Consider the following 22,282-nt stretch of genomic DNA (forward strand, 5'->3'; position numbering starts at 1 on the left):
GACAGGTGTGTGGGGAGCGTCACAACGACGCGGCCCGTAAGGGAATGTTACTTCCGGACCCGAGCGGGGTTGGGCGTCATCGTCGGCGCGGCGGTCACCGGTCCAGGAGCGCGGGGAGGACCTGCCCCGCCTGAGCGCGCAGGTGGACCGAGACCTCGCGTCCCAGGCCCGAGGGCCCTGGGTTGACCTCGACCACCGGGACGCCGTGGGAGGCCGCGAGGGAGGGGAGTGACGCGGCGGGGTGGACCAGGCCTGAGGTGCCGACGACGACGACGGCGGACGCCGCGGTGACGGCGGTGACAGCGGCCTCCCACGGGGCCTCCGGGAGCGATTCGCCGAACCACACGACCCCCGGCCGGGCCCGCCCGTCGCAGTGCGTGCAGAGGGGAGGGGCGAGTCGATCCACAAGCTCCGGCGGGGGCGGACCCGCGTCGACGGGTGCGGCGCACGTGTCGCAGCGGTGGGCGAACAGGCTGCCGTGGACGTGGTGCACCCGGCGTGAGCCGGCCCGCTCGTGGAGGTCGTCGACGTTCTGGGTCACCACCGTCACGTCGCGGTGGGCCTGCGCCTCGGCCACGGCCAGGTGGCCGGCGTTGGGTTCCGCCGTGGACACCAGGTGTTCCCGCCAGCGGTACCAGGCCCAGACCGTGTCCCGGTCGCGTCGCCAGGCGCCTGGCGTGGCCAGTTCGGTGGGGTCGTAGCGTTCCCACAGGCCGGTCTGGGCGTCGCGGAACGTCGGTACGCCGCTCTCCGCGCTCATCCCGGCGCCGCTGAGGACGACGAGGGGCCCGCCGCGCTGCAGTGCGCGGCGGGCCCTGGTCAACTCGTCAGTGTTCACGGCGTCTGTGCCGACCTCGCTGATGTCCACGTCGTGGGCATCGAAGACCGGGTCGGCATCGAAGACCGGGTCAGCCGACGAAGGCGGTTCCCACGGTGGGGAGCGGCTGGCAGTTGACCGTCTTGCCGTCCTCGAGCGCAGTGGTGACGCCACCCTGGAGGACCATCAAGACCTGGCCGGGGCCGGTGTCGGCGACACCGTTGACGGTGGCCGGGCCACCTTCGTTGATGCCGTTGTACGTCAGCACGGTCTGGCCGCGCCGGCCGTTGGAGATGTTGACCCAGTCCACGGTCATCGGCTGGATCTGGTGCTCCGCCACACCCTCGGTGCCCAGGGCGGTGAACACGAAGCCCAGCTGGCCGGCGGGGACGCCGGGCAGCGGGAGATCGGCCGGGCCGGGGATGGCGGTGGCCGCGCCGACGGCGGTCTGGTCGCCCCCGATGCAGTTCTGCATGATCGTCGGGTAGGCGAACTGGGCGATGGTGGGCCCGTTCTCCGGGATCGGGGTGCCCGGCTCGCCGGTGCCGCGGAAGAAGCCGACCAGGCGGAGGATGGTGCCGCGGGTGTCCTCGGGGATCCACTGCTGATCAGCGAGACCCTCGATCGCCTGGAGGACCGGTTCCGTCGGACGGCCGAGCTCGTCGAGCGACTGGGAACTGGCGGTGGCGGGGGAGGCGAGGCCGACCGCGATGGCGGCGACGGCACCGATGCCGACGGTCCGGAACGAGGTCCTGAGCGAGTGGCGGGTCACTGGCGAGTCCATTCTTCGGATGGGGCAGGGGGACCGTACGGCGAGCCGGGCGGTCGACTGCTTGATGTTCCCACAACGCCCTTCGGCGTGGACACCGGGGAGCATTGTGCTGCGCTATATGGGGCCAGTGTTACAGACGTTGCGTGTGTTGTAAATAACATGGCGGCGTCCGCCGCTCCTACCCGGGTGCCGTTGACGTGCCGGAACCTTTCGCGGGTCCCGCTCGGGCGGGTGTTGGCGGATACAGAGGACCGGCAGCGAGCGGGTAATGTGGATCCGCACGCGTGGCTGATGTAGCCGCACCTGTGGATCGAGCGGAGCATCGTCCGCGGATTCCCGTCTTGCGCCCGGCGGTCCCGAGCCGGCCCGGCGCCGAACTGCTCCCAGGGAGAACCCAGCGTATGGCCCAGACCGAGTTCCGTAATGTCGCCATCGTGGCGCACGTCGACCACGGAAAGACGACCCTCGTCGACGCCCTGCTGCGTCAGTCGGGTGCGTTCGACGAGCGGGCGGAGCTGGTGGACCGTGTCATGGACTCCGGCGATCTCGAGCGTGAGAAGGGCATCACGATCCTCGCCAAGAACACCGCCGTGCGTCGTCCCGGCGCCGGTGCCGGTGGTGCGGACGTGGTCCTCAACATCATCGACACCCCGGGCCACGCCGACTTCGGTGGCGAGGTCGAGCGCGGCCTGTCAATGGTCGACGGTGTCGTGCTGCTGATCGACTCCTCCGAGGGGCCGCTCCCGCAGACCCGGTTCGTGCTGCGCAAGGCGCTCAGTGCGTCCCTGCCGGTGATCATCGTCGTCAACAAGACCGACCGTCCCGACGCCCGCATCGACGAGGTCGTCGAGGAGGCGCAGGACCTGCTCCTCGACCTGGCCGCGGATCTCGAGGACCCGGCCGCCCAGGCCGCCGCTGAGCACGCGCTCGAACTCCCCGTCGTGTTCGCCTCCGGACGTGCGGGCAAGGCCTCGACCACCCAGCCGGAGAACGGCCAGGAGCCGGACAGCGAGAACCTCGACGGTCTTTTCGAGCTCCTCTACGACGTCATCCCCGCGCCCAAGGGCGACGTGGACGCGCCGCTTCAGGGCCACGTCACCAACCTGGACGCGTCGAACTTCCTCGGCCGCATCGGCCTGGTCCGCATCCACAACGGTCGCCTCCGCAAGGGGCAGCAGGTCACCTGGATCCACAACACCCCGGACGGTGAGCAGGAGACCAAGACCGTCAAGATCACCGAGCTACTCAAGACCGTCGGCGTCGAGCGCGTCCCCGCCGAGGAGGCCGAGGCCGGCGACATCGTCGCCGTGGCCGGCATCCCGGACATCATGATCGGCGACACGCTCGCCGATCTCGAGAATCCGGTCGCGCTGCCGGCGATCACCGTCGACGAGCCCGCGATTTCCATGACCATCGGCGTCAACACCTCGCCGCTGGCCGGTCGCAACGGCGGCAACAAGCTCACCGCGCGGATGGTCAAGGGTCGGCTCGACCAGGAGCTCGTCGGCAACGTCTCGCTGAAGGTCCTCGACACGGAACGTCCAGATGACTGGGAGGTCCAGGGGCGTGGCGAGATGGCGCTGTCCGTTCTCGTCGAGACCATGCGTCGTGAGGGCTTCGAGCTCACCGTCGGCAAGCCGCAGGTCGTCACCAAGACCATCGACGGCAAGCTCCACGAGCCGTTCGAGCACATGACGATCGACGTGCCGGAGGAGCACCTCGGTGCCGTCACCCAGCTGATGGCCGCCCGCAAGGGCCGCATGGAGCAGATGAGCAACCACGGCAGCGGCTGGGTCCGGATGGAGTTCACCGTCCCCGCCCGCGGCCTCATCGGTTTCCGGACCCACTTCATGACCGAGACCCGCGGGTCCGGCATCGCCAACTCGATCTCTGCCGGCTACGAGCCGTGGGCGGGCGAGATCCGGGCCCGTCACACCGGGTCGCTCGTCGCGGACCGTGCAGGCAAGGCCACGACCTTCGCGCTGCTGGGCCTGGCCGATCGCGGTGACTTCTTCATCGAGCCCGGCGCCGAGGTGTACGAGGGCGTCGTGGTGGGCGAGAACCCGCGCGCCGAGGACATGGACGTCAACATCACCAAGGAGAAGAAGCTCACCAACATGCGAGCGGCCAGCTCGGATGCCACCGAGACGCTTTCCAAGCACCGCACCCTCTCTCTCGAGGAGGCCATGGAGTTCTGTGCCGGCGACGAGTGCGTCGAGGTGGCTCCCGAGGCCATCCGTGTGCGTAAGGTCATCTTGACGGCGACCGAGCGGGCCAAGGCCCGCAGTCGCTCCAAGGCCCGCGACAAGTAGGCCTCGCACCAGGAGAAGACTCACGTGACGACGATCCGGGCGCGGCTGCGCCACCGGGCCGCGGCAGCGCTGGCCGCAGCGGCGGCCCTCGTCGTCGTCACGGGGTGCGTCGCCGACCCGCCACCACCCACGGTGGTCGGCGGCGAGGAGGGCGGGGGCAACGGCACCGACGTCAGCCTGACCTCCGACGGACTCCTCCTCGCGCTCGATCGGGTCGAGTCGGGTTTCAACCCGCACCTCCTCTCCGACCAGGGCGTCGACACCGATCTCGTGGCGTCGCTGCTCCTGCCGAGCGCGTTCGTCCCCGGTCCCGACGGCAGTCCCGTGCTCAACACGGCGCTGCTGGTGTCAGCCGCTCCGTTGCCGGACTCCCCGGAGACCGTCAGGTACACGATCAATCCCAAGGCCCAGTGGTCGGACGGTGTCCCGGTGGCCGCCGAGGACTTCGAGTACCTCTGGCGCCAGATGGTCACCCAGCCCGGCGTGGTCGACCCGGCGGGGTACGAGCGCATCACGGCGGTCCGACCGGGTGCGGGCGGCAAAATCGTCGACGTGGTCTTCGACTCCGTGCCGGAGCACTGGCGGTCGCTCTTCCACCACCTGCTGCCCGGCCACATCCTCAAGGGCGCGCCCGACGGGTTCGCAGGGGCGATGGAGAACCTGCCGGTGATGAGCGCGGGCCCGTTCATGATCAGGGCGGCGGACATCGGCCGTGGGGAGATCGAGTTCGTCCGCAACGACCGCTACTGGGCTGACGTGCCCGGCCCCACCCAGATCGTGATGCGACGCGAATCCGGACCCGGGCAGCTCGGGGCGGCCCTGCGCGACGGCCCCGGGGTGCTCGCCCTGGTCGCCGGCAGCCCGGTCTCCTCCGACATCGCGGCGACGGTCCCGGGCGTCAGCTCACGAGACGTTGCCGCCTCCGCACAGCTCGAGGTCGGTTTCAACACCATCGCCCCGGCCGTGAGCGACCAGCGTGTCCGTCGCGCGCTGGCCGCCGCCATGGATCCGGCGGTGGTGGGCCGGATCATCTCCGGAGAATCCGAGCCGAGCGTCACCTCGTACCCCTTCCCCGAGTCCTCCGCGACGACCGCGACGGGTGACCCGGATGTGGTCCGTGACCAACTCGAGGCCGCCGGCTTCAGTCGATCGGACGGACAGTGGCAGCGGGGCAGCGAGCAGTTGTCCGTGACCCTCGGTGTCGAAGCGGACGACGAGCGCGCCCGGGCCGCCGCGTACCTCGTGGCCGACCAGCTCCACGGAACGGGGATCGGTGCGGTCGTCTGGGAGCTCGACCCCACCGCGCTCTACGCGGACGCCCTGCCCCACGGCCTCGTCGACGCGACCGTCGGCTGGCAGGCCGCGGAGGGAAACGCCGAGGTCTCGGCGCTCTCGCGGTTCGCCTGCGTCGAACCCGCGGGTGGAACCGGTGGAGACACCGCTGTCGACGGATCCGGGAACGGCACCGACGGCACCAATGGCGCCGACACCGACTCCGACGGCTCCTCGGGGTCGGACCAGGACCGGGACACCGAGACGCTGCCGGCTCGACCCCGCACGACGGTGTCGAGCATCGTCCCGCCCACCTCGACGCAGGTCGCGCCGGACCAGGGATCGGAGCGGGAGACCGCGGCGACCGAGGACGCCGGCGAGGCCGGGGACGCGGCGGGCAGCGAGGCCGGTCAGGACGCGGAGAGCACGGCCACGACCACGACCCCCACAACGCCACCGCGCACCCTCGGCGCCGACGCACCCGCGCGGGCCGCCGACACCGCCGGGATCTGTGATCCCCGGATCGACGCCGCTCTCGGCGTGGGCCCGGAGCCCGTGGACCTCGCCGAGGCGGGCGACCTCGTGGGGGAACTCGCGCTCAGGGTGCCGCTCGTGCGGCCGACGATGCTCCTCGCTGACGACGGCGTCCACACGAGCGGCCGGGAACCAGGGACGGAGCCACGCACCGTCACCGAGTTCTTCGATTCCGCACCGACCTGGAAGAGGACGGAATGACGCAGGAAGCCGCGGCACCGGACGCGACCGGGATCAGGGCACTGTTCGTCCACGCTCATCCCGACGACGAGTCGATCACCACCGGGGGATCGCTCGCCGTCCTCACAGCCGCAGGAGCAGACGTCCGGGTCGTGACGTGCACCCTCGGCGAAGAGGGCGAGGTCCTCGGCGACGAGCTCGCGGGCCTGGTCGCCGGTGACGCGGATCAGCTCGGCGGCTACCGGATCCGCGAACTCACGGACGCGTTGCGGGCGCTGGGCATCGATCGACCGCGGTTCCTCGGCGGCGCCGGCCGCTGGCGTGACTCCGGGATGGCCGGAACCCCGGCGGCGGAGAACCCGCGGGCGTTCGTCCGGTCGGGCCGGGCAGCGGTGGACGAACTCGTCGGAATCCTCGACGAGTTCCGCCCACACCTGCTGGTGACCTACGACCGCCATGGTGGATACGGACATCCCGACCACATCAGGGCCCACGAGATCGTGGGCGCCGCGGTGCACGAGGCGTCGCACTCGCCCGCGCGGCTGGCCTGGACGGTCACCGCCCGATCAGAGCTCGACCGCTCTCATCCCGCGCCGCCCGGACACCTGCGCAACGCGCACCGGGACGAGCTCCCGTCGGTCGCCGATTCCCGCCTCACCCATCGCGTTCCACTGGACTCCGCGGAGTACGCGGCGAAGCTCGAGGCGCTCACGGCCCACGCGACGCAGCTGGAGCTCGTCCGGGGCCCTGAGGACGAGCCCTGGTTCCTCGCACTGACGAACGGAGTCCTCCAGCCGGTGGCGCAGGTCGAGTGGTACGTGGCGCACGACCTCGACCTCGCCGACGGAGACTACGTGCGGTGCGCTCCCGGTACCGCGCATCTTCTCGACGGGATAGGGGAGCGGCCATGACTGACACTGCACCGGACACCGGGACCGCACGCGGAGCCACGCCACGGACCGCGGCCTCTACCCTCGAACTCCTACTCGCCCTGGTCCTCCTGGCGATCGCGTCAGCGATCGGATGTGTGCTCTGCGCCGCCTGGCTGTCGATGTGGCTGGTGGGTATCCCGTTCCCGTTCACCGCACTCGTGGCCGGCGCGTGGTCGCTGTTTCTGATGTGGGTCGCGTCGGCGTGGTCCGACAGCAAGGCGGTCGCGGCCTTTCCCGCCCTCACCTTCATCGTCACCCTGATCGCCCTCGACCTCGGCCCCGGCGGTGACATGCCGGTCGCCATCACCCTGCGCGGACTCGCGCTGCTGACGCTCGGCGGCCTCCTGCCCCTGTGGGTCGCCGTCTACGGTCGGAAGGTAGCCCCCGGGTCCTGACCGCGGTCAGGACGTACGCACGCCCAGGGTGGGGGAACTCTTCCGGACGGACTCGGCATCGCCGGTGAACTGCCAGACGTCGGTGATCCCCGGGGTGAGCGCCTCCGCCATGGACCAGGCCTCGTCGGCATCCAGGTCCATGACCGAGTACCCGCCCGCGCCGGCCGGGGTGGCGGCGGTGACCGTCGCGACGCCGGCGGTGCGCTGGAACACCGACTGGCTGACGCTCCAGGCGATGATGCCGTCGGACTCGAGCACCGTGCGCTTCGCGCTCCAGGACCCGTGCGAGGTGACGAGCATGTCCGGGAGGAGGGCGTGACCGAGCATGCGCATCCTGTCGGCGGACAGGAAAAGGAAGAACACCAGGGCAGCGGGGATCCCCCACCGGACCCAGACGTCGGCGGAGGGGCCCGAGTCGATGCGGACCAGCACGATGATCCCGGCCACGATCCAGAACGGCATGAGGCCACGCGTGACCCGACGCCGGTAGGCCTTCCAGGGATGTCGGCGCAGCCGCATTGTCACCGGGGTCTCGGCGCCGACGATGCGCGTGGCGACCCGGCGGACGTCCTTGATGGGGGCCTGCGGAAGGAGCGTCGACGCGGCCGCGCCCTTCTTGGTGCCGGTCATGACGGGTTCCAACCGCGCGCCACCGAGGAGTCGGAGGTAGACCGGCTGCCGGATCTCGACCCCACGCAGACGCGCCTTGTCCAGGGCGATGTGCTTGCGGCGGAGGATCCCGTTCTGGACGTACAGCACCGACCCGCGTTCGGTGAGTGCGTACTTGCCGTACCGGATCGCGTACGTGATGATCGCCAGCACTCCGGCCACCAGCCAGATCGCGATGCCCTTACCCACCACGGTGAACGGTTGGCCGAGCGAGTCGAGCCAGGCGACGGTCCCCTCGACCAGGGGCAGGTCCATGATGCGCGAATGCATGTCGCCCATCTGCCACGTGATGAGCCACAGGGAGAACAGGACACCGAATCCGATGAACGAGAACGGTGCGAAGCGCGACCACGTGACGCGCCAGCGGGCGATGTCCTCGCCGTACCTGGAGCCCCACTGCTCCTCGTCGTCGCGGTCCAGGGTCGGGTCGAGGGCCCGACGGTGCTTGAGCAACTCGTCCCGCAGGGGCTCGACCAGGGCGGTGTCGATGGCGTTGAGCCGGAAGCGCTCGGCGTCGGACTTGCCTGCGTCGGAGCGACCGGTGCCCACCTCGACGATCGAGACGCGGAGGACCCGGTGGAACAGGTCGGATTCGGTGTCGACGCTGCGGATGCGGTTGCGCGCCACCGTGACGACCTGGCGGCTGAAGAAGCCCTTCTTGAGGATGATGTGGGTACGCCCGACCTGGTAACTCGTCGACAGCCAGCGCAGCACGCCCGCGAGGACGACCAGCGAGATGACCACGACCTCGAACCAGTAGTTGCTGCGATTGGAACCCAGCCACAGGGAGATGAGGAAGAGCGGCGCGAGGCGGGTCAGCGAACCCAACGGGTCGACGAGCAACATCCGCCAGGACAACCGCTCCCACGGGGCCTCGGGGTCGGACTCGTCCGTCGCGGAGCCGGCCTCAGCCTGTTCGGCCTCCGGGGCCGAGGGTTCGCTGCCCGATCCGTCGCCCGGAGTGTCGGCGGCCCCATCGGTGAGGCCGAGCTCGTCGTCGTCGTTGACCGGTCCCGGACCCACCCCGGACGTCTCGTCGGGAGCGGACACCGCGCCGGACCCACCGGACCCGCTCGTCACGTCCCGTCCTCGGAATCCAGGTTGGCGATCGCGATGAGGTGCTGCGCGAGCGCCTCGGCGTCGGCGACGGCCAGTCCCCGGATCTCCACGGTGCCCTGCGCGGACGCGGTCGACGCGTTGACCGTGGCCAGCCCGAACCACCGCTCGAACAGGGTCCGCGTGGTGTAGACGGTCTGCAGGCGCGCCAGCGGTGCGATACGGAACTGCGTCGTCCACCAGCCCTTCCGCGAACACACGGCGGTGTCGGACACGTCCCAGCGCGCCACCAGGTAGCGCCACCACGGCGCCACGACGATGTTCATGAACGCCAGCGGGACGGTCACGGCCACGACGACCCAGTTCCAGAAACCCATGACGTTCTCGCCCCAGAAGTACCAGCCCACCTGGAGCCCGGCGAGCACCGCCCACGACCAGATCCCCTCGATCACCCAGAGCAGCGGCGTGCGCTTCTCGATGCGGTGGCGGGGCGCGGTGACCAGGATCCGGTTGTTCGTGAGCAGGTCGCCGCCGGCGTCGGGCAGGGCTGCGGAGGCGGAGTCCGTGTCAGCGGCGGACCCCGCGCGGGTGGCCGGCTCTCGCAGGGCGTGCGCGCCACCGGACTCGGGCGGCGGGCTGGACACCAGTGGGTCCCCGTTGCTGCGGAGGACCGGTGCGGTTTCGGGCATGCCCTCCACAGTAGTGTGTCGGCCCTCGTGCGCCCGTGAGCGCGCTCACCCGGCGTCCGCGGGGGCCGGGCTGGCGCGGGGCGGGGGCACCCGGGTGCCGGCGCGAGGAGTGTCAGACCCGGTACGGGGGCGGTGGTGCATCATGGCGGACATGGTTAGTTCCCCGTCTCCCGCAGAGCCAGAGCCCACGACGTCGGCGATGAGGCGCGCCCTGCGCCGCGCCACCGACGGACTGACCCTGGACGCCACGGAGGCGGCGGTGCTGCTCGCCGCGCGGGGTGAGGAACTCGAGAAACTCATGGGCCTGGCCGCCGCCCGACGCGACAGGCGTCTCGCCGACGAGGGCCGCGCGGGCGTGATCACCTATTCGCGCAAGGTGTTCGTCCCCATCACCCGCCTGTGCCGGGACAAGTGTCACTACTGCACCTTCGTCACGGTCCCGGGCAAGCTCCGCGCCGCGGGCGAGGGCATGTACCTCGAGCCCGACGAGGTGGTGGAACTGTGCCGCCGCGGCGCCGAGGCCGGGTGCAAGGAGGCGTTGTTCACGCTGGGGGACCGGCCTGAGGGCCGGTGGCCCGAAGCGCGTGAGTGGCTCGACGCGCGCGGCTACTCCTCGACGCTCGACTACGTACGCGCCGTGGCGATCCGGGTCCTCGAGGAGACCGGCCTGCTCCCGCACCTCAACCCGGGCGTCATGAGCTGGGCCGAGTTGTCGCGGCTCAAGCCGGTCGCGCCGTCCATGGGGATGATGCTCGAGACCACCTCGACCCGCCTGCACACCACCTCGGGCGAGGCGCACTACGGCAGCCCGGACAAGGATCCGGCCGTGCGGCTGCGCACCCTCACCGACGCCGGGCGCGTGGCGGTGCCGTTCACCACGGGGATCCTGGTGGGGATCGGAGAGACGCGGACCGAACGCGCGGAGAGTCTGCTCGAGTTGGCGGCGCTGGACCGCGAGTTCGGGCACCTGCAGGAGGTGATCGTCCAGAACTTCCGCGCCAAGCCGGATACCGCCATGCGGTCGGTCGACGACGCGGACCGCGAGGAGTTCCTCGCCGCGATCGCCGTGGCGCGACTGGTCCTGGCGCCGCGCGTGGCCGTCCAGGCGCCGCCCAACCTCGTGGACCGCTCCGACGTGCTCGCCCTGATCGGTGCGGGGATCGACGACCTGGGCGGGATCTCGCCGCTCACTCCCGACCACGTCAACCCCGAGCGGCCGTGGCCGCACCTGGACGAGCTCACCGCCGATCTCGCCGGCGAGGGGTGGACTCTGCGCGAGCGACTCACCGCGCACCCCCGGTTCGTCGAGGCCGGCGACGCCTGGATCGATCCGCGCGTGGCCGGCCATGTGCGTGCCCTGGCCGATCCGGAGAGCGGCCTGGCGGCCGTGGGTGACGACGACGACAACGGCATCCTCCGGCCGGTCGGTATGCCGTGGCAGGAGCCCGACGACGACTGGGACTCCTCCGGTCGGACCGATCTGCACACGGCGATCGACTCCGAGGGCCGCAACACGGACACCCGGTCCGACATCGGCGAGGCGTTCGGCAACTGGGACGTCATCCGGGCCCGTGCCGCCGAGATCGGAGCGGCGGCCCTCGCACCGGAACGCGCGGATTCCGAGGTGCTCGCGGCGCTGAGGGCCGCCGAGGCCGACCCGGCGGGACTGACCGACGACCAGTACCTCGCGCTGGCCACCGCCACCGGCGACGGACTGGCCGCCGTGGCCGGGCTGGCGGACCGCCTCCGCGCGGACGTGGTGGGGGAGACGGTCACCTACGTCGTCAACCGCAACATCAACTTCTCCAACATCTGTTACACCGGCTGCCGCTTCTGCGCGTTCGCTCAGCGCAAGGGGGACGCGGACGCCTTCTCGCTGTCGGCGTCCGAGGTCGCGGACCGCGCCTACGAGGCGCACGTCGCCGGCGCGACCGAGGTGTGCATGCAGGGAGGGATCGACCCCGACCTGCCCGTCACCGGCTACGCGGACCTGGTGCGCGCGGTCAAGGAGCGGGTGCCGTCCATGCACGTGCACGCGTTCAGTCCGATGGAGATCTCCAACGGTGCCTCCCGGTCGGGCGTCGGCGTGCGGGAGTGGCTCACCGAGTTGCGCGCCGCCGGCCTCGACACCATCCCGGGCACTGCCGCCGAGATCCTCGACGACGAGGTGCGCTGGGTCCTCACCAAGGGCAAACTCCCGGCGTCCGAGTGGATCGATATCGTCACCACCGCGCACGAGGTGGGGCTGCGATCGAGTTCGACGATGATGTACGGCCACGTCGACACCCCGGCCCACTGGGTGGCCCACCTGCGCACACTGCGCGGGATCCAGGAACGCACGGGCGGGTTCACCGAGTTCGTGCCGCTGCCGTTCGTGCACCGCAGCGCGCCGCTGTACCTGGCCGGCGCCTCGCGGCCCGGCCCGACCCGCGAGGAGAACGTCGCCGTCCACGCGTTGGCACGGATCATGCTGCACGGGTCGATCGACAACGTGCAGACGAGTTGGGTCAAGCTCGGTGTCGCGGGCACGCGCACGATGCTCCAGTCCGGTGCCAACGACCTCGGTGGAACGCTGATGGAGGAGACGATCTCCCGCATGGCGGGCGCGGAGAACGGTTCGGCCAAGTCGCCTGAGGAGATCGAGGAGATCGCCACCGGGATCGGCCGTCCGGTCCGTCCCCGCGACACGCTCTACGGGCCCGCCCCGCGGCCGGTCGGAGTGACGGTCATCACATAGGCGACGTGCAGGTGGGGCGGCCTCACCGGGTATGCCGGAAGTGTCCTACGATACAAAAGATATCGCTACGAGGAAGGTGGCTGACGTGACTTACACGATCGCAGAGCCGTGCGTCGACGTGATGGACAAGTCGTGCGTCGAGGAGTGTCCGGTCGACTGTATCTACGAGGGTGGCCGGATGCTGTACATCCACCCCGACGAGTGCGTCGACTGTGGTGCGTGTGAGCCGGTGTGTCCTGTCGAGGCCATCTTCTACGAGGATGACGTGCCGGACGAGTGGACCGAGTACAACGCGGCCAACGCTGACTTCTTCGTCGACCTCGGCTCGCCCGGTGGCGCAGCGAAGGTCGGCAAGGTCGACTATGACACGCCGTTCGTCAAGAACCTCCCCCCGATGAACCAGGAGTGACTCCGGTGGTCGGACGCTCCACGCGCCGGCCGCCCGGGCCGCTGTTGCCGGTGTTCCCCTGGGACACGCTGGCGCAGGTGCGCGAGCGTGCGTCGACCCACCCGGACGGTCTCGTCGACCTGACGGTGGGCACGCCCGTCGATCCGGTCGCCCCGGTGATCCGCGATGCCCTGGCCGCCGAATCGGCGAGGCCCGGTTACCCCACCACGGTGGGGACCCCCGCGCTCCGTGAGGCGATGGTCTCGTCGCTGGCGCGGCGATACGGCGTCACTGGTCTGACCACCGACGCGGTGCTCCCGGTCATCGGGACGAAGGAGCTCATCGCGGGCCTTCCCGCCCAGCTCGGAGTGGGGCCGGGCAACACCGTGGTGATCCCAGAGGTCGCCTACCCGACCTACGAGGTCGGTGCTCTCCTCGCGGGTGCCTCCGTCACCCGGGCGGATTCACTGCTGCAACTGGGTCCGTCCACGCCGACGTTGATGTTCATCAACTCGCCGTCCAACCCGACGGGCAAGGTCCTCGGGATCGATCACCTCCGGAAGGTCGTCGGCTGGGCCCGCGAGCGGGGAGCCATCCTCGTGGCCGACGAGTGCTATCTCGGGCTGATCTGGGAGGGCGAAGCCCTCTCGATCCTCGATCCGCGTGTCTGCGACGGCGACCACACAGGCTTGCTGGCCGTGCACTCTCTGTCCAAGACGTCGAACCTGGCCTCGTACCGCGCGGGCTTCGTGGCCGGCGACAGGGAGCTGGTGGGCGAGCTGCTCACGGTCCGCAAGCACGCCGGCCTCATGATGCCGCTGCCCGTGCAGGTCGCCATGACCGCGGCGTTGGAGGACGACGCCCACGAGCAGGCACAGTGTGAGATCTACCGTGCCCGGAGGGCGACGTTGAAGCCGGCCGTCGAGGCGGCGGGGTTCCGGGTCGACCACTCGGAGGCCGGGCTGTATCTCTGGGCCACTCGCGACGAGCCGTGCCGCGCCACCGCGGACTGGTTCGCCGACCGCGGGATCCTCGTCGCACCGGGCGAGTTCTACGGCGCCCGCGGCGGACAGCACGTGCGAATCGCTCTCACCGCGACCGACGCGACCATCGACGAGGCCGCGTCCCGCCTGGCCTGACACGGTCGCAGCGGACCACAGTCACACGCGGTCCCCGCAGCCACTCGCAGGCCCACAGTCACACGAGCTCCCCACAGCCACACGCGCTCCCCGTCCTACGTCGGACGGGGAGCGCGTTCGTTGGTGCTGGAAGCTGCTGGCGTCTCAGTCGTTGGCGTGGAGCTCCGAGTTGAGCTCCACACCCTCCCGCTTCCAGGCCACGGCCTCGACCGCACCGGTGAGCGAGTTGCGACGGAACAGCAGGTTGTCCCGGCCCGATAGCTGACCTGCCTTGATCGGTTCGGTGTCCGACCAGGCGCCGGCACGGACCTCGATCTTGGTGCCGGCGGTGACGTACAGGCCGGCTTCCACCACGCAGTCGTCACCGAGGGAGATCCCGACACCGGAGTTGGCGCCGAGCAGGCACCGCTCACCGATCGAGATGGTCTCCTTGCCGCCGCCGGAGAGCGTGCCCATGATCGACGCGCCACCTCCCACGTCGGAGTCCGCACCCACCACAACACCGGCCGAGATCCGACCCTCGACCATGGAGGCGCCGAGTGTCCCCGCGTTGAAGTTGACGAAGCCCTCGTGCATCACGGTGGTGCCCTCGGCGAGGTGGGCACCGAGTCGAACGCGGTCCGCGTCGGCGATCCGCACGCCGGAGGGGACCACGTAGTCCACCATGCGAGGGAACTTGTCCACTCCGTAGACGGTGACCGGGCCGCGCGCCCGCAGCTTGGCCCGGACCAGTTCGAAACCCTGCACGGCGCAGGGGCCGAAGTTGGTCCACACGACATTGGTGAGCGTGCCGAACAGGCCGTCCATGTTGGCGAAATGCGGCTTGATCAGACGGTGGCTGATGAGGTGGAGTCGGAGGTAGGCGTCGTACGCATCGGTCGGCGGTGCGGTGAGGTCGCTGATCTCGACCCGCACCGCGACACGCTCGACCCCGCGATCGGTATCGGGTCCGGTCAGTGCGGCGAGTTCGGCCGGGACCTCGTCGCCCGAGAGGACGCGGTGCCCACTCGAGGAGGTGGCACCGAGCGAAGGCTCCGGATACCACACGTCGAGGACGGTGTGGTCGCTCGTCAGGGTGGCGATACCGGTGGCGGTTGCTCCTTGTGGGCTCATGACACGATGCTATCGCCTGAGTCCGACACCTTCCCACGTCGGGCGGAACCGCGCGTGACGACGGTGTGGTGCGCGCTGCATCTACAGTGGACCACGTGACCGACGCCCTCGATCTGACCTCCGACCCGATCGACCTCACCCGTGCGTTGGTCGACATCCCCAGTCCGTCGCGACACGAGGCGGCGATCGCCGCGGCGGTCCACACAGCGTTGGTGGGGACCGTGGGCGGATTCACGGGCCCGGGCGCGGGCCGCGTCGAGGTGGTTCGCGACGGCAACCGGGTGCTGGCACGCACTATGCGGGGTCTGCCGAGCCGGGTCGTCCTCGCCGGACACCTGGACACCGTCCCGATCGCGGACAACGTGCCGTGCCGCCTGACAGGCCACGGTGACGATCTCGCGTTGCACGGGTGCGGGACCGTGGACATGAAATCAGGGGATGCGGTGTTCCTCCACCTGTTCGCGACCCTCGCGGACGCCGCCGACCTGGCCCATGACCTCACCCTGGTGATGTACGACTGCGAGGAGATCGAGGCGACGGCCAACGGCCTCGGCCACCTCGAACGTACCCATGCCGAATGGTTGACCGGCGACGTCGCTATCCTGGGCGAACCGACCGGTGGCCTCATCGAGGCCGGCTGCCAGGGGACACTGCGCATCCGGGTCCATGCGCGGGGCGTGCGTGCTCACTCCGCCCGTAGCTGGCTGGGGGACAACGCGGTCCACCGACTCTCACCGGTCCTGGCGGCCCTGTCCGCGTATGAGGCCCGGTCGGTCGACATCGACGGTTGCGTCTATCGCGAGGGACTGCAGGCAGTGCGGATGTCGGCGGGCGTCGCCGGGAACACTGTGCCCGACGAGGCGTGGATCGACGTGAACTTCCGGAGCGCGCCCGATCGGGACACGGGAGCAGCGCTGGCCCATGCCCTCGAGGTACTCGGGCTGACGCAGCAGCAGCGTGTCGAAACGGGGGAGGAGCCGCCGACGGAGCCCGGCCTGTACTGGGAGCTCACCGACCTCTCACCCGGGGCGCTCCCCGGACTGTCCGCACCGGCGGCGGCCGACCTCGTGCGTGCGGCAGGTGGCCGGGTCCGGGCGAAATACGGCTGGACTGACGTGTCACGGTTCGCGGCTCTCGGCATTCCCGCCGTCAATCTCGGTCCGGGCGATCCCGGGCTGGCACACAAGCGCGACGAATGGTGCCCGGCGGCTCAGATCACGGAGGTGGCCGCGACACTGCGCGCATACCTCACCGGGGCCGACGCGCCCCACTGACCGGTCCCGCTGCCCAGCACCACCCCAGAGTCCAGCACCACCCCACAGCCCAGAATCACACCCACCGCCGAAGGAGAATCCGGCCCATGGCTCCGACCGACCCCGTCCGCCTGCGTGGTCCCGTGCTCGTCCGCCGAGAGAAGAACACCGAGCGGTCGACCACCGACCAGCGCCTGCTGGACGCGAACCAGGACACGGACTGGCTGCACACCGACCCGTGGCGCGTGCTGCGGATCCAGAGTGAGTTCGTCAACGGGTTCGGGGCCCTCGCCGAGCTCCCCGAGGCGGTCAGCGTGTTCGGTTCGGCGCGCACCCGGCCGGGCGATCCCGCCTACGAGCAGGCCGTGGAACTGGGCCGCGCGCTGTCCGAGGCCGGGTACGCCGTGGTCACCGGCGGCGGTCCGGGGCAGATGGAGGCGGCCAACAAGGGCGCCTGGGAGGCAGGCGGCCAATCGGTGGGACTGGGCATCGAGCTGCCGATGGAGCAGGGACTCAACAGGTGGGTCGACCTGGGGTTGCACTTCCGGTACTTCTTCATCCGCAAGACGATGTTCGTCAAGTACACCCAGGCGTTCGTCTGTACGCCGGGCGGCTTCGGCACCCTGGACGAGTTCTTCGAGGCCATCACCCTGGTCCAGACCGACAAGATCACGCGCTTCCCGATCGTGCTGCTGGGCGTCGACTTCTGGACTCCCTTGGTGGACTGGATCCGGGGAACCCTCGTGGAGAACGGCATGATCTCCGCGTCCGACACCGACCTCTTCCTGGTGACTGATTCCGTGACCGAGACCGTCGAGTACATCCGTGACGCCCACCACCGTGCGGCCCAGTCCGCCGAGCAGCGGGAGGACCTCTACGGAGTGGAGCACCGTGGGGTGGAGCGCTGATGGCGCCGGTTCCCTCCCGCCGGGTCTGTGTCTACTGCGCCTCGTCCAGTCATGACCGGGAACTGCTGGACATCGCGACCGAGGTGGGCGCGGAGATCGCCCGCCGTGGATGGTCGCTGGTGTCAGGCGGCGGCAACGTGTCGATGATGGGCGCCGTCGCCGAGGCCGCCCGCGCCGGCGGTGCCCGGACGGTCGGCGTGATCCCGGAGGGACTCCGGGTCCGGGAGGTGGCGGACACGTCTGCCGACGAGCTGATCGTGGTGACGAGCATGCGAGAGCGCAAGCGCGAGATGGAGGAACGCTCGGACGCCTTCCTCACACTTCCCGGCGGGATCGGGACCATGGAGGAGATGTTCGAGATGTGGACCTCCGCCTCGCTCGGATTCCACCACAAGCCTGTCGTACTCTACGACCCCATCGGCTTCTACACCCCGCTCCTGGACTGGGTACGCGGCCTCGCCGACGCCGGTCTCGTCAAGCCGGAGGCGTTCGACGCCCTGGTCGTGTGCACCACCCTCGACGAGGCACTCGACGCCTGTGGAGGCCGTCGATGACCACCTCGCCGATGAACACCGCGCCGATGACCACCGCACCGGTACTCCCGACCCTGTGCGGTCGGCCGGTTCCGGTGGAGCGACCGCTGGTGATGGCGATAGTCAACCGCACGCCGGATTCGTTCTACGACCGGGGTGCCACGTTCACCGACACGTCCGCGATGGCCCGGGTGGACGCGGTGGTGGACGCCGGCGCGGACATCGTGGACATCGGTGGCGTCAAGGCCGGACCTGGCGACGAGGTCGACGCCGAGGAGGAGATCCGTCGGGTCGTCCCGTTCATCGAGGAGGTCCGCCGTCGTCACCCGGGCGTGATCATCTCCACGGACACGTGGCGCGGGGATGTCGCCCGGCGGGCGATCGCCGCCGGGGCGGACCTGGTCAACGACACCTGGGCGGGCCACGATCCCGGGGTCCTCATCGCTGCCGGCGATGCCGGGGCCGGGTTCGTCTGCTCGCACACCGGTGGCGCGATCCCGCGGACCCGCCCGTTTCGGGTCGGCTACGAGGACGTGGTGCGCGACGTGGTCGACGAGCTCACCGCGGGTGCGGAGCGAGCCCTTGCCGCTGGCGTCCCCGCGGACGGGGTACTCATCGATCCCACCCACGACTTCGGAAAGAACACCTTCCACGGCCTCGAGCTACTGCGCCGGCTCGACGAGATCGTCGCCGTGGGACACCCGGTGCTGATGGCACTCAGCAACAAGGACTTCATCGGAGAGACCCTCGACACCGACGTCGACGGCCGCGCCGAGGGGACCCTGGCCGCCACAGCCGTCGCCGCGATGGCCGGTGCCCGCGTGTTCCGCACCCACGACGTGCCGGGCACGCTGCGCACGCTGGAGATGGTCGCGTCGATCGCGGGCACCCGTCCGCCCGCGCGCACCGTGCGGGGCCTCGCCTGAATTCCGAGTGTCAGTCCGCTGTCGGCGGCCGCTCGGGGATAGCCGCGACCGGCATGTGCCACACTTCTGGGGTAATCAACCCGCAGTAACGAGAGGGGGACGCCAGCCGTGGTCACCGTGGTCGTCTATGTGGTGGTGACCCTCGTCGTCGCCGCGTCGCTCTTCGCTCTGTCCGTCGTCGTGTTCGGTCGTTCAGAGCTCCTCCCCGCGGTGGAGAAGGGCCACACGGTCACCTCACTGCCGGAGGGCCCGCTGACGGGTGGCGACCTGCGCGACGTCCGGCTCGGGATGTCCGCCCGCGGCTACACGATGTCCGAGGTCGACTGGGCACTCGAACAGGCCGCGCGCGAGATCGATCACCTACGGGCGCTCCTCGACGCGGCGGAGCGAACCACTGCGCGGGTGGAGCAGTCGGACAGTCGACCGGCTCCGACGTCCGGGTAGCGCCGAACGCGCTAGAATCGTCCGTATCCACTCAGTAGTACTGATCGTGGACGGGTTTATGCCGTAGGCGCCCGGCCATGGACGAGGACGAAGGGAATCTACCTGATGGCGGCTATGAAGCCCAGGACGGGTGACGGACCGATCGAGGCGGCCAAGGAGGGCCGTGGGATCGTCATGCGCGTCCCGCTCGAGGGCGGTGGGCGACTCGTTGTCGAGCTGACCCCTGATGAGGCGAAGTCGCTGGGCGCGGAGCTGGTCAACGCCACCTCGTAACACGCGTAACCCACCGAACCCGGCGCATCCGACCCCCGTGGCGGATGCGCCGACTCATTTGTCCGGAAGGTCTCCTGCCATGTCCTCCAACTCCAGCACGCCCGCCTCCCACGCCGCCACTTCCCACGCCACTGCACCCACCGCCGGCGTGCCCGGCCGACCGCTCCCGACCGTGCGGGTCGTGCCCGACGGCGCCGACGTGACCGGGCTGCCCCTCGTCACCTGCGCGCCGGGGTCGCGGCGAGCACCCCGCGGCCGGGCCGACGACGCCCGGATCGCGATGCGGGGCGGGAGCGCGGTGTTGGAGGTCGACCTGGCCGACGAGTCTCCGCGTGCGGGCTGGGCTGGCACCGTCGACCATGGGCTCGGTCACCGCAGGGTCGGCGCCGCCGCGGCGCGGTACGGGCGCGACGCGGATTCGCGCGTGCCGGTCATCGTGACCGTCCCCGGCACCGTGCCGGTCGACCGCGTGGGTGACCTGGTCCTCGGGTACCTCCTCGGTGCGCGCGGCCAGGACACCTTCGCCGCGGAGCCAGCGCCGGTGGCGCCGGAACTCGTGGTACTGGTCGACGACGACGTCACCGCCCGCGTCAACCACCTCGTCGCCGAGGCCGAGGAAGCGGCTCGGGCGACCGCCCTCGCCCGCGATCTCGCGGGGGCGCCCTCGAACCTCAAGACACCGGAGTGGCTCGTCGCCCGGATGGCCGAGGCACTCGAGGAGTCGGGGATGCAGACCCAGATCCTCGAAGGAGATGCGCTCCGCGAGGGTGGCTTCGGTGGAGTACTCGCGGTGGGTGGGGGATCGGAATCCACGCCGCGGGTTCTCGTCGCACGGCGAGCAGGTAACGGCCCGCGGGTGTTGCTGGTCGGCAAGGGCATCACGTTCGACACCGGCGGGATCTCGGTGAAGCCGGCCGAGGGGATGCACCTCATGCGAACCGACATGGCTGGGTCGGCGGCAGTGGTCGCGGCCGCGGCGGCGTTGTGCCGCAGCCGCGGGGATGCTGTTCAGGCCGGCACCGACACCGGCACCGGCACCGGCGATGCCGTTCGGTCCGGCACCGACACCGGCGTCGGTGGCGACCGTGTCACCGACCTCGACCTGACCGTGGTCGTCGCTTCGGCCGAGAACATGCTCTCCGGCGCAGCGTATCGACCGGGAGACGTGGTGACCCATGTCGGCGGCACCACCTCCGAGGTCACCAACACCGATGCCGAGGGTCGGATGGTGCTCGCCGATGGTCTCGCCCATGGTGTGGCGGAGGCCGACCCTGACGTGGTGGTGGACGTGGCTACCCTGACCGGAGCGATGAAGGTTGCGCTCGGCATGCGGACGGGTGCGGTGATGTCTAACGACGACGACCTCGCCGAGCGCATCTCCGTCGCCGGAGCTGGGGCCGGCGAGCGCTGGTGGCGCTTGCCGCTGCTCGACGAGTTGCGGCCAGCGGTCCGGTCGGACATCGCCGACCGGCGACAGGCCCCCAAGGGGCCCGGGGCCATCACTGCGGCGCTGTTCCTCGAGGGGTTCGTCGACGGCAGGCCGTGGGCTCATCTCGATATCGCTGGCCCGGCCCGGTCACCGGAGGAGATCGACGAGGTGGGGCCTGTCGCGACGGGCTTCGCCACCCGGACACTTCTCGGATTCCTTCGTGATCTCGCCGACCGGCCGCGCGCGTGAACAGAGCCGGCAGCTCGTCCGCTCTGCGGCGAGCGGTCCCGTTCCTGCGCTGCCCGGTGTGCGCGATGCCGGTCGAGCCTATGGATGCGGGCCCTGATTCGCCAGAGTCAACATCCGCGTCAGCACCCGCGCCCGACGCGCCTGTCACCGGTGTCCGCTGCTCGTCGGGGCATTCGTTCGATCGCGCACGTCAGGGACACCTGACGCTTCTGGGCCCGCGAGGCAGGCGTTTTCAGGGAGACACCACCGACCAGGTCCTCGCCCGGCAGAGGGTGCTCGGGTCGGGTGCCTTCGATCCGGTGGTCGCGATGCTCGCCGGCATTGCGGATGACGTCACGCGGTCGGTGGTAGACCCCGTCATCGTCGAGGCAGGGGCTGGAACAGGCTTCTACCTCGCACGTGTTCTCGCAGGATTACGCGCGGCATCATTGCGGATGGCCGGTACAGGGCCACTTGGTATCGGAACCGAGATCTCGGTCGCGGCGGCACGACGGCTGGCCAAGTGCTCGCCTGACGTCGCCGCTCTCGTCGCAGACACCTGGGACGGCCTACCGCTGGCCGATTCGTCGGTGAACTTGGTGCAGGTCGTCTTTGCACCGAGGAATGCGGCAGAATTTGCCCGCGTTCTCGTCCCTGGAGGAACCCTGGTCGTAGCGGGCCCGGGCGAGCGCCACCTCGAACCCCTCAGGACAGAGGCGGGGATGCTCACCCCCGAAGCGGGAAAGGCGGACCGACTCGAGGCGGGGCTTGCGGAGTACTTCACGCCCGGCGTGCTCCACGAAGTGGACACGATCGTGACAGTGCCGGGCTCGATTGCCGTAGACCTTGCTCTGATGGGTCCAAGCGGAGTGCACCTGGACCGTACGGACCTCGAGCGAGAATTCGACGGGCGTGAACAGCACGTGCGCCTCCACATAGAGGCTCGGACCTTCCATCCTGTGATCTGAGAGCGACAGTGAAGAACGGTCAACGCGTGGGAAATACCTCGCTAGCTGAGCGCTAGAGGGCCAATCACGTTCTCTCCGTCAGAACGGTGGTGGGTTGTTGAGTTGGTCGCGGAGTTGTTTGAGGTGTTCGTTGGTGGGGTCTGGTCCGGGTGGGGTGCGGTGGTTGTGGGCGTTGGTGGTCCACCAGTGGCTGTGGCTGTGGGGGGTGTCGTCGGCGGGGTTCATGACTTGTTGGGCGGTGCGGTGGGTGATGCGGATGCCGGCGAATTGGCAGGCGAGTTTGCGGATGCGGTCGCTCTGGCGGTCGTTTTCGTG

General features: G+C 70.1%; 21 protein-coding genes. 15 read left to right on the forward strand and 6 right to left on the reverse strand.

Going from position 1 to position 22,282, the window contains the following annotated elements:
- Nucleotides 1-94: 94 nt before the first annotated feature.
- On the reverse strand, nt 95-862 hold the full coding sequence (locus tag OPF83_RS09410) for an NAD-dependent deacetylase (protein ID WP_375546242.1): 768 nt from the start codon (nt 860-862) through the stop codon (nt 95-97).
- A gap of 46 nt (nt 863-908) precedes the next feature.
- A complete protein-coding gene (locus OPF83_RS09415) occupies nt 909-1,589 on the reverse strand; it encodes a hypothetical protein (protein WP_264887152.1) in 681 nt (226 codons plus the stop codon).
- A gap of 401 nt (nt 1,590-1,990) precedes the next feature.
- On the opposite strand from OPF83_RS09415, the gene typA reads away from it, so the two are divergent.
- The 4 genes from typA to OPF83_RS09435 are packed head-to-tail and all read left to right on the forward strand — an operon-like array spanning nt 1,991 to nt 7,214.
- Entirely contained in the window at nt 1,991-3,901 is a 1,911-nt protein-coding gene (typA, locus tag OPF83_RS09420; RefSeq protein ID WP_264887153.1) for a translational GTPase TypA, read from the forward strand.
- 24 nt (nt 3,902-3,925) lie between these two features.
- Nucleotides 3,926-5,908 (forward strand): ABC transporter family substrate-binding protein, encoded by a 1,983-nt coding sequence (locus OPF83_RS09425; protein WP_264887154.1) that lies wholly within the window; start codon nt 3,926-3,928, stop codon nt 5,906-5,908.
- Nucleotides 5,905-6,798, forward strand: coding sequence for an N-acetyl-1-D-myo-inositol-2-amino-2-deoxy-alpha-D-glucopyranoside deacetylase (gene mshB / locus OPF83_RS09430; protein WP_264887155.1), 894 nt, complete (start codon nt 5,905-5,907; stop codon nt 6,796-6,798). The genes OPF83_RS09425 and mshB overlap by 4 nt, the downstream gene beginning before the upstream one ends.
- On the forward strand, nt 6,795-7,214 hold the full coding sequence (locus OPF83_RS09435) for a hypothetical protein (RefSeq protein WP_264887156.1): 420 nt from the start codon (nt 6,795-6,797) through the stop codon (nt 7,212-7,214). The genes mshB and OPF83_RS09435 overlap by 4 nt, the downstream gene beginning before the upstream one ends.
- Before the next feature lie 6 nt (nt 7,215-7,220).
- Here OPF83_RS09435 and OPF83_RS09440 read toward each other — a convergent pair whose 3' ends face one another.
- Together OPF83_RS09440 and OPF83_RS09445 are read right to left on the reverse strand one after the other, a co-directional pair.
- Complete coding sequence (locus tag OPF83_RS09440; protein ID WP_264887157.1) at nt 7,221-8,963, reverse strand: PH domain-containing protein; 1,743 nt, start codon at nt 8,961-8,963, stop codon at nt 7,221-7,223.
- On the reverse strand, nt 8,960-9,628 hold the full coding sequence (locus OPF83_RS09445) for a PH domain-containing protein (RefSeq protein WP_264887159.1): 669 nt from the start codon (nt 9,626-9,628) through the stop codon (nt 8,960-8,962). The genes OPF83_RS09440 and OPF83_RS09445 overlap by 4 nt, the downstream gene beginning before the upstream one ends.
- A 142-nt stretch (nt 9,629-9,770) precedes the next feature.
- Between OPF83_RS09445 and OPF83_RS09450 the strand changes: the two genes are divergently transcribed.
- The 3 genes from OPF83_RS09450 to dapC all read left to right on the forward strand — a co-directional run bounded on the left by OPF83_RS09450 (nt 9,771) and on the right by dapC (nt 13,892).
- Nucleotides 9,771-12,365, forward strand: coding sequence for a bifunctional FO biosynthesis protein CofGH (locus OPF83_RS09450; protein ID WP_264887160.1), 2,595 nt, complete (start codon nt 9,771-9,773; stop codon nt 12,363-12,365).
- An 85-nt stretch (nt 12,366-12,450) separates the two neighbouring features.
- Nucleotides 12,451-12,774: a ferredoxin gene (gene fdxA / locus OPF83_RS09455; RefSeq protein ID WP_264887162.1), complete on the forward strand. Its 324-nt coding sequence runs from the start codon at nt 12,451-12,453 to the stop codon at nt 12,772-12,774.
- 5 nt (nt 12,775-12,779) lie between these two features.
- On the forward strand, nt 12,780-13,892 hold the full coding sequence (dapC, locus tag OPF83_RS09460) for a succinyldiaminopimelate transaminase (protein ID WP_264887163.1): 1,113 nt from the start codon (nt 12,780-12,782) through the stop codon (nt 13,890-13,892).
- A gap of 144 nt (nt 13,893-14,036) precedes the next feature.
- Here dapC and dapD read toward each other — a convergent pair whose 3' ends face one another.
- Nucleotides 14,037-15,005, reverse strand: a complete 969-nt coding sequence (dapD, locus tag OPF83_RS09465) for a 2,3,4,5-tetrahydropyridine-2,6-dicarboxylate N-succinyltransferase (protein ID WP_264887164.1) — start codon at nt 15,003-15,005, stop codon at nt 14,037-14,039.
- A 95-nt stretch (nt 15,006-15,100) separates the two neighbouring features.
- Here dapD and dapE point away from each other — a divergent pair, with 95 nt between their 5' ends.
- From dapE to OPF83_RS09505, 8 genes are all read left to right on the forward strand, one after another.
- The gene (gene dapE / locus OPF83_RS09470; protein WP_264887165.1) at nt 15,101-16,279 is read left to right on the forward strand and encodes a succinyl-diaminopimelate desuccinylase; all 1,179 of its coding nucleotides are present in this window, start codon (nt 15,101-15,103) and stop codon (nt 16,277-16,279) included.
- Nucleotides 16,280-16,365: 86 nt separating this feature from the next.
- Nucleotides 16,366-17,166 carry a TIGR00730 family Rossman fold protein gene (locus OPF83_RS09475; protein ID WP_264887166.1) on the forward strand — a complete coding sequence of 267 codons (801 nt, stop codon included), beginning with the start codon at nt 16,366-16,368 and terminating at the stop codon, nt 17,164-17,166.
- Nucleotides 17,166-17,720 (forward strand): TIGR00730 family Rossman fold protein, encoded by a 555-nt coding sequence (locus tag OPF83_RS09480; RefSeq protein WP_264887167.1) that lies wholly within the window; start codon nt 17,166-17,168, stop codon nt 17,718-17,720. Before OPF83_RS09475 ends, OPF83_RS09480 begins: the two co-directional genes overlap by 1 nt.
- Complete coding sequence (gene folP / locus OPF83_RS09485) at nt 17,717-18,625, forward strand: dihydropteroate synthase (protein WP_375546239.1); 909 nt, start codon at nt 17,717-17,719, stop codon at nt 18,623-18,625. Before OPF83_RS09480 ends, folP begins: the two co-directional genes overlap by 4 nt.
- A gap of 108 nt (nt 18,626-18,733) precedes the next feature.
- Nucleotides 18,734-19,069, forward strand: a complete 336-nt coding sequence (locus tag OPF83_RS09490; protein WP_264887168.1) for a DivIVA domain-containing protein — start codon at nt 18,734-18,736, stop codon at nt 19,067-19,069.
- Nucleotides 19,070-19,174: 105 nt separating this feature from the next.
- Nucleotides 19,175-19,342, forward strand: a complete 168-nt coding sequence (locus OPF83_RS09495) for a DUF3117 domain-containing protein (protein WP_264887169.1) — start codon at nt 19,175-19,177, stop codon at nt 19,340-19,342.
- A 79-nt stretch (nt 19,343-19,421) separates the two neighbouring features.
- A complete protein-coding gene (locus OPF83_RS09500; protein WP_264887170.1) occupies nt 19,422-21,020 on the forward strand; it encodes a M17 family metallopeptidase in 1,599 nt (532 codons plus the stop codon).
- A gap of 308 nt (nt 21,021-21,328) precedes the next feature.
- A complete protein-coding gene (locus OPF83_RS09505) occupies nt 21,329-21,967 on the forward strand; it encodes a hypothetical protein (RefSeq protein WP_264887171.1) in 639 nt (212 codons plus the stop codon).
- A 78-nt stretch (nt 21,968-22,045) separates the two neighbouring features.
- Here OPF83_RS09505 and OPF83_RS09510 read toward each other — a convergent pair.
- Nucleotides 22,046-22,282 (reverse strand): hypothetical protein (locus OPF83_RS09510; RefSeq protein ID WP_264887172.1); only part of this gene is annotated, 237 nt, incomplete at its 5' end.

This window comes from Dietzia sp. NCCP-2495, from assembly GCF_026011735.1.
Lineage (GTDB): Bacteria > Actinomycetota > Actinomycetes > Mycobacteriales > Mycobacteriaceae > Dietzia.